The organism is Streptomyces sp. NPDC059443, from assembly GCF_042750105.1.
Taxonomy (GTDB): Bacteria; Actinomycetota; Actinomycetes; order Streptomycetales; family Streptomycetaceae; genus Streptomyces.
In genome coordinates, this window is sequence record NZ_JBHYVM010000056.1 from 11,407 (window position 1) to 18,324 (window position 6,918).

Sequence of the window (6,918 nt, forward strand, 5' to 3'; positions counted from 1 at the left end):
TGTTGGTGGGCTGGGATATGTTTAACAGACACAAAACTCTGAGAGTTCGCCCGCCCGTCGGTGGTCCAGCAGGGGATCAGCCCGCGATGGCCTTGTCGATCGCCGCCGTGAACGCCTCGGGCGTCTGCGGCATCGGGTCGATCTTCTTGCCGTCCATCTTCAGCGTCGGCGTGCCCGTCACACCGCTCTTGTCGAAGACCTTGGACATCTCCAGCGCCCACCGGTTGTACGTGCCGTCCTCGACGGCCTTCTTGAACTCGGCGTTGCCCTTGAGCGCCGGGACCTGGTCCGCGACCGACAGGAGGTAGTCGTCCTTGGCGAACTTGTCGTCCTTCTCGTCCGGGTGGTTCGCCGCGGAGTAGAGGGCCGTCTTGTACTCCAGGAACGCCTCGGGGCTGACGTTGAGGGCGGCGCCCAGCGCGCTCAGGGCGTTCTTCGAGCCGCTGCCGGGGATGCCCTTGTCGATGAAGGTGGCGCCGATGTACTGGATCTTGAACTTGCCGGCGTCGAGGTCCTTCTTGACCTGCGGGCCGACCGTCTGCTCGAAGGTGGCGCAGACCGGGCAGCGCGAGTCCTCGTACAGCTCCAGGGTCTTCTTGGCGTCGGCCTTGCCGATGACGACGGTGGTGCCGTTCTCGCCCGTGGTGTTCTTCGGCGCGACCACGGCGGCCTTGGCGGCCGCGTCCCACTCGCCCGGCTTGTTGGCCTGCACGACCAGGTAGCCGACTCCGCCGGCCAGGGCGAGGGCCGCGGCGACGCCGGCGGCCACGAACACCTGGCGGCGGACCTTGGCCTTCTTGGCGTGCTGCTCGCGTTCGGCGCGCAGCCGCTCGCGGGCGGCGGCCTTGTTCGCCTGGCTGTTGCGTGAGCTCATGATGGTCTCCGTGGGGTCTGGCTTCGTCCGGAAGCCGGGTGAAAGGGGGGTGCCTCGCGTACGTCAGGCGCGGGCGAGCGCGCCGAGTGCGCGAGGAGGTCCCCGCCGTCCCACGGAATGTGCGGGGAACCGGGTACGGGCCCCCGCGTCGGCGAGCACCGGCCGCGGCGCCCGCGGCGCCGCCGGGCCGAAGGCCGCGGCCACCCCGGTCGAGGCCAGGAGCAGCGGCCGGAAGGCGCAGGCGGCCGCCGCGTCGAGCAGCCGGCCCAGCGCCCGCTCCCCGTGCCGCAGCCACACCGAGGCGAGCAGCCCGACCGAGACGTGCGCGCCCAGCAGCAGCCAGGGTGTCCACGGTCCGGGCGCGGCCAGCAGCGCGGCCGGGTCGGCGGCCGCGCCGCCCACCTGGGCCAGCGGTCCGCCCACCGGGGTGCCGCCGCACAGGTCGGCCAGGCCCAGGGCGCGCAGGGGGCCCGATACGGGCCCGCCGGCGGGTCCGTAGCAGAGGTGCTGGCCGGCGGTGAAGGCGGTGTCGGCGGCCAGCTCCAGCGGCACGAGGAGCCCGGCGATGGGGCCGAGGCCCCGCTCCCGCCCGGCCAGGGCGTAGGCGATCGCGAACACGGTGGCGAAGGCGCCGCCCACCAGGGCGGGCGGCAGCGGCACCCGGGACATCAGGACGTGCGAGCCGGCCGAGAGCAGCACGACGAGCGCGCTGAACAGCGCGGCCCGCAGCCCTCGTAGCCCTACCCCGGATATGTCCATCGCCGCGAGTGTGCCACGAGTCCCTGTGGGGGAGGGTCGCAGGTCCCGATTGAAGACCGAACCATCCCTTTTGGGCCGATTACCGCTGCTGCCGCTGGCTCAGGACGTGCCCGTTGCGGAAGAGGTCCACGAAGATCTGGTGGTCGGCGCGCGCCCGGGACCCGTAGGCGTGGGCGAAGTCCACCAGCAGTTCGGCGAACCCCTCCTCGTCGGCGGCGATGGCCGCGTCGATGGCCCGCTCCGTGGAGAAGGGGACCAGCGTCTGGCCGCTCTCCTGCTCGTCGGCCGCGCCGTGCATGGTCGCCGTCGCCCGGCCCAGGTCCGCGACCACGGCCGCGATCTCCTCCGGATCGTCCAGGTCCGACCAGTCGAGGTCCACCGCGTACGGGGAGACCTCCGCCACCAGCTGCCCGGAGCCGTCCAGCTCGGTCCAGCCCAGCCACGGGTCGGCGTGCGCCTGAAGGGCGCGCTGGGAGATCACCGTGCGGTGCCCCTCGTGCCGGAAGTACTCGCGCACCGCCCGGTCCGTGATGTGCCGGGAGACGGCCGGGGTCTGGGCCTGCTTGAGATAGATCACGACGTCGTTCTCCAGGGCGTCGCTGTGCCCCTCCAGCAGGATGTTGTACGAGGGCAGGCCCGCCGAGCCGATGCCGACGCCCCGGCGGCCCACCACGTCCTTGACCCGGTAGGAGTCGGGGCGCACCAGGGACTCGTCCGGCAGGCTCTCCAGGTACCCGTCGAAGGCGGCGAGCACCTTGTACCGGGTGGCCGCGTCCAGCTCGATGGTCCCGGCGCCGGGGGAGAAGCGGCGCTCGTGGTCGCGGATCTCGGTCATCGAGTCGAGCAGGGCGAAGCGGGTGCGGCGGCGGGCCGCGCGCAGGGCCTCCAGCAGCGGGCCGTCGGCCGTGTCCAGGGTGAAGGAGGGGACCTCCTCGTGCTTGGCGCCGGTCGCCAGCTGGTGGATCCGCTCCCGGTAGGCCGCCGCGTAGGTCCGCACGAGCCCGCTGATCTGCTCGTCGCTGAGCGCCTTGGTGTAGCCGATCAAGGCGACGGAGGCGGCGAACCGCTTGAGGTCCCAGGTGAAGGGGCCGACGTAGGCCTCGTCGAAGTCGTTGACGTTGAAGACCAGGCGGCCGTTGGCGTCCATGTAGGTGCCGAAGTTCTCGGCGTGCAGATCGCCGTGGATCCACACCCGGCCGGTGCGCTCGTCCAGGTACGGGCCGCCGTGCCGCTCGCGCTCCAGATCGGAGTAGAAGAGGCAGGCCGTGCCCCGGTAGAAGGCGAAGGCGGAGGCCGCCATCTTCCGGAATTTGACCTGGAAGGCGGCGGGGTCTGCGGCGAGGAGCTCACCGAACGCGATGTCGAACACGTCGAGTATCTGCTCGGCGCGCTGTTCGTCCGTGGTCTCGGGAACCGCCATGGCGGGTGCCTCCTGGTGGCGCGGCTGTGGCGCTGATTCGCGGGCTGACTGTGGTCGATCTGTGGTCGTTTTCCGGACACTGTCCTTGGTCCTGCAACGGATGACCGTACCCGTCGGTGCCCACGATCTTTCACCCGGCCGACGTAGACTTCAGGGCTGCCGCCCTCTCTCCCCTCCGGAGGATCCCCACCGTGACCAAGACGCCGTTCACGCACCTGCACGTCCACACCCAGTACTCCCTGCTGGACGGTGCCGCGCGGCTGAAGGACATGTTCAACGCGTGCAACGAGATGGGCATGTCGCACATCGCGATGTCCGACCACGGCAACCTCCACGGGGCGTACGACTTCTTCCACACCGCGAAGAAGGCCGGGATCACCCCGATCATCGGGATCGAGGCATATGTCGCCCCGGAGTCCCGGCGCAACAAGCGCCGCATCCAGTGGGGCCAGCCGCACCAGAAGCGCGACGACGTGTCCGGTTCCGGCGGTTACACCCACAAGACGATCTGGGCGGCGAACGCCACCGGCCTGAACAACCTCTTCCGGCTGTCCTCCGACGCGTACGCCGAGGGCTGGCTCACCAAGTGGCCGCGCATGGACAAGGAGACCATCAGCAAGTGGTCGGAGGGCCTGATCGCCTCCACCGGCTGCCCCTCCGGCGAGCTCCAGACCCGGCTGCGCCTCGGCCAGTTCGACGAGGCCCTCAAGGCCGCCTCCGAATACCAGGACATCTTCGGCAAGGACCGCTACTTCCTGGAGCTGATGGACCACGGCATCGAGATCGAGCGCCGGGTCCGCGACGGGCTGCTGGAGGTCGGCAAGAAGCTCGGCATCCCGCCGCTGGTGACGAACGACTCCCACTACACGTACGCCAGCGAGGCCGGCGCCCACGACGCCCTGCTCTGCATCCAGACCGGCAAGAACCTCTCGGACCCGGACCGCTTCCGCTTCGACGGCACCGGCTACTACCTGAAGTCCACGGACGAGATGTACGCCATCGACTCCTCGGACGCCTGGCAGGAGGGCTGCGCCAACACGAAGCTGGTCGCGGACCAGATCGACACCGAGGGCATGTTCCAGTTCCGGAACCTGATGCCGAAGTTCGACATCCCGGACGGCTACACCGAGGTCACCTGGTTCCGCGAGGAAACCATGCGCGGCATGCACCGCCGCTACCCCGGAGGCATCCCGGACGACCGGATGAAGCAGGCCGAGTACGAGATGGACACGATCATCTCGATGGGCTTCCCCGGCTACTTCCTCGTGGTCGCCGACTTCATCATGTGGGCCAAGAACCAGGGCATCGCGGTCGGCCCCGGCCGAGGCTCCGCGGCCGGCTCGATCGTCGCGTACGCCATGGGCATCACCGACCTCGACCCGATCACCCACGGTCTGATCTTCGAGCGCTTCCTGAACCCCGAGCGCGTCTCCATGCCCGATGTCGACATCGACTTCGACGAGCGCAGGCGCGTCGAAGTGATCAGGTACGTGACCGAGAAGTACGGCGCCGACAAGGTCGCCATGATCGGCACCTACGGCACGATCAAGGCCAAGAACGCGATCAAGGACTCCGCGCGCGTCCTGGGCTACCCGTACGCCATGGGCGACCGCCTCACCAAGGCCATGCCCGCCGACGTCCTCGGCAAGGGCATCCCGCTCTCCGGCATCCTCGACCCGCAGCATCCCCGCTACGGCGAGGCCGGCGAGATCCGCGGGATGTACGAGAACGAGCCGGACGTCAAGAAGGTCATCGACACCGCCCGCGGCGTGGAGGGCCTGGTCCGCCAGATGGGCGTGCACGCGGCCGGCGTGATCATGTCCAGCGAGACGATCACCGACCACGTACCGGTCTGGGTCCGCCACTCCGACGGCGTCACCATCACCCAGTGGGACTACCCGAGCTGCGAATCGCTCGGCCTGCTGAAGATGGACTTCCTCGGCCTGCGCAACCTCACGATCATGGACGACGCCGTCAAGATGGTGAAGGCCAACAAGGGGATCGACATCGATCTCCTGGGCCTGCCGCTCGACGACCCCAAGACCTTCGAACTGCTCGGCCGCGGCGACACCCTCGGCGTGTTCCAGTTCGACGGCGGGCCCATGCGCTCCCTGCTGCGCCTGATGAAGCCCGACAACTTCGAAGACATCTCCGCCGTGTCCGCCCTGTACCGGCCGGGCCCGATGGGCATGAACTCGCACACCAACTACGCCCTGCGCAAGAACAAGCAGCAGGAGATCACCCCGATCCACCCCGAGCTGGAGGGCCCGCTCGAAGAGGTGCTCGCGGTCACCTACGGCCTGATCGTCTACCAGGAGCAGGTCCAGAAGGCCGCCCAGATCATCGCCGGCTACTCGCTCGGCGAGGCCGACATCCTGCGCCGCGTGATGGGCAAGAAGAAGCCCGAGGAACTGGCGAAGAACTTCGTCATCTTCGAGGCGGGAGCCAAGGAGAAGGGCTTCAGCGACCAGGCGATCAAGGCCCTGTGGGACGTCCTGGTCCCCTTCGCCGGCTACGCCTTCAACAAGGCGCACTCGGCCGCGTACGGCCTGGTCTCCTACTGGACCGCCTACCTCAAGGCCAACTTCCCGGCCGAGTACATGGCGGGCCTGCTCACCTCGGTCAAGGACGACAAGGACAAGTCCGCGATCTACCTGAACGAGTGCCGCCGGATGGGCATCAAGGTGCTCCCGCCGAACGTGAACGAGTCGGAGCCGAACTTCGCCGCCCAGGGCGACGACGTGATCCTCTTCGGCCTCACCGCCGTGCGCAACGTCGGCCAGAACGTCGTCGAGTCGATCATCAAGACCAGGAAGGCCAAGGGGAAGTTCGCCTCCTTCCCCGACTTCCTGGACAAGGTCGAGGCCGTCGTCTGCAACAAGCGCACCGTCGAGTCCCTGATCAAGGCCGGCGCCTTCGACGAGATGGGCCACACCCGTAAGGGCCTGGTCGCCCACCACGAACCGATGATCGACAACGTGGTCGCGGTGAAGCGCAAGGAGGCCGAGGGACAGTTCGACCTCTTCGGCGCAATGGGTGACGAGAGCGCGAGCGACGAGCCGGGCTTCGGCCTCGACGTCGAGTTCTCCGACGTCGAGTGGGAGAAGGCCTACCTGCTCGCCCAGGAGCGCGAGATGCTCGGCCTCTACGTCTCCGACCACCCGCTCTTCGGCCTGGAGCACGTCCTCTCCGACAAGACCGACGCCGGGATCTCCCAGCTCACCGGCGGGGAGCACGGGGACGGCGCCGTCGTCACCATCGGCGGCATCATCTCGGGCCTCCAGCGCAAGATGACCAAGCAGGGCAACGCCTGGGCCATCGCCACCGTCGAGGACCTGGCCGGCTCCATCGAGTGCATGTTCTTCCCCGCGACCTACCAGCTCGTCTCCACCCAGCTGGTCGAGGACACCGTCGTCTTCGTCAAGGGCCGCCTGGACAAGCGCGAGGACATCCCCCGGCTGGTCGCCATGGAGATGATGGTCCCCGACCTGTCCAACGCCGGGACCAACGCCCCCGTCGTCCTCACCATCCCGACCGTCAAGGTGACCCCGCCGATGGTGACCCGGCTGGGTGAGATCCTGCGCCACCACCAGGGCAACAGCGAGGTGCGGATCAAGCTCCAGGGGCCGCGCACCACCACCGTGCTCCGCCTCGACAAGCACCGGGTCAAGCCCGACCCGGCGCTCTTCGGCGACCTCAAGGTGCTCCTCGGGCCGTCCTGCCTGGCCGGCTAGCCGGAGCGACAGCGCGAGAAGGGGGGGGGGGGCGGGGGGGGCGCGGGGGGGGCGGGGGGGGCGCCCCGCGGGGGCGGGGGTGGGGGGGGGGCGGTCTGTGGGTTGTTTTGTGTGGTGGTGTGAGAGGGGAG

At 69.1% G+C, this 6,918-nt stretch carries 4 protein-coding genes; 1 reads left to right on the forward strand and 3 read right to left on the reverse strand.

The genetic code is table 11. The annotated features are described in order from the left end of the window. Positions 1-76: 76 nt before the first annotated feature. From ACFXDJ_RS34660 to ACFXDJ_RS34670, 3 genes are all read right to left on the reverse strand, one after another. Complete coding sequence (locus ACFXDJ_RS34660) at positions 77-874, reverse strand: DsbA family protein (protein WP_384663029.1); 798 nt, start codon at positions 872-874, stop codon at positions 77-79. Between the two features lie 63 nt (positions 875-937). Further along, positions 938-1,633: a hypothetical protein gene (locus ACFXDJ_RS34665; RefSeq protein ID WP_384663027.1), complete on the reverse strand. Its 696-nt coding sequence runs from the start codon at positions 1,631-1,633 to the stop codon at positions 938-940. 79 nt (positions 1,634-1,712) lie between these two features. Beyond that, complete coding sequence (locus ACFXDJ_RS34670; protein ID WP_384663026.1) at positions 1,713-3,053, reverse strand: DUF2252 domain-containing protein; 1,341 nt, start codon at positions 3,051-3,053, stop codon at positions 1,713-1,715. A gap of 191 nt (positions 3,054-3,244) precedes the next feature. On the opposite strand from ACFXDJ_RS34670, the gene dnaE reads away from it, so the two are divergent. Then, positions 3,245-6,787 (forward strand): DNA polymerase III subunit alpha, encoded by a 3,543-nt coding sequence (gene dnaE, locus ACFXDJ_RS34675; protein WP_384663025.1) that lies wholly within the window; start codon positions 3,245-3,247, stop codon positions 6,785-6,787. The last annotated feature ends 131 nt before the right edge of the window (positions 6,788-6,918 follow it).

Excerpts from the sequence above, each read along its gene's own strand:
- ACFXDJ_RS34665 (WP_384663027.1), bottom strand. The coding sequence starts at position 1,633 with ATGGACATATCCGGGGTAGGGCTACGAGGGCTGCGGGCCGCGCTGTTC.
- ACFXDJ_RS34660 (WP_384663029.1), bottom strand. The coding sequence starts at position 874 with ATGAGCTCACGCAACAGCCAGGCGAACAAGGCCGCCGCCCGCGAGCGG.
- ACFXDJ_RS34670 (WP_384663026.1), bottom strand. The coding sequence starts at position 3,053 with ATGGCGGTTCCCGAGACCACGGACGAACAGCGCGCCGAGCAGATACTC.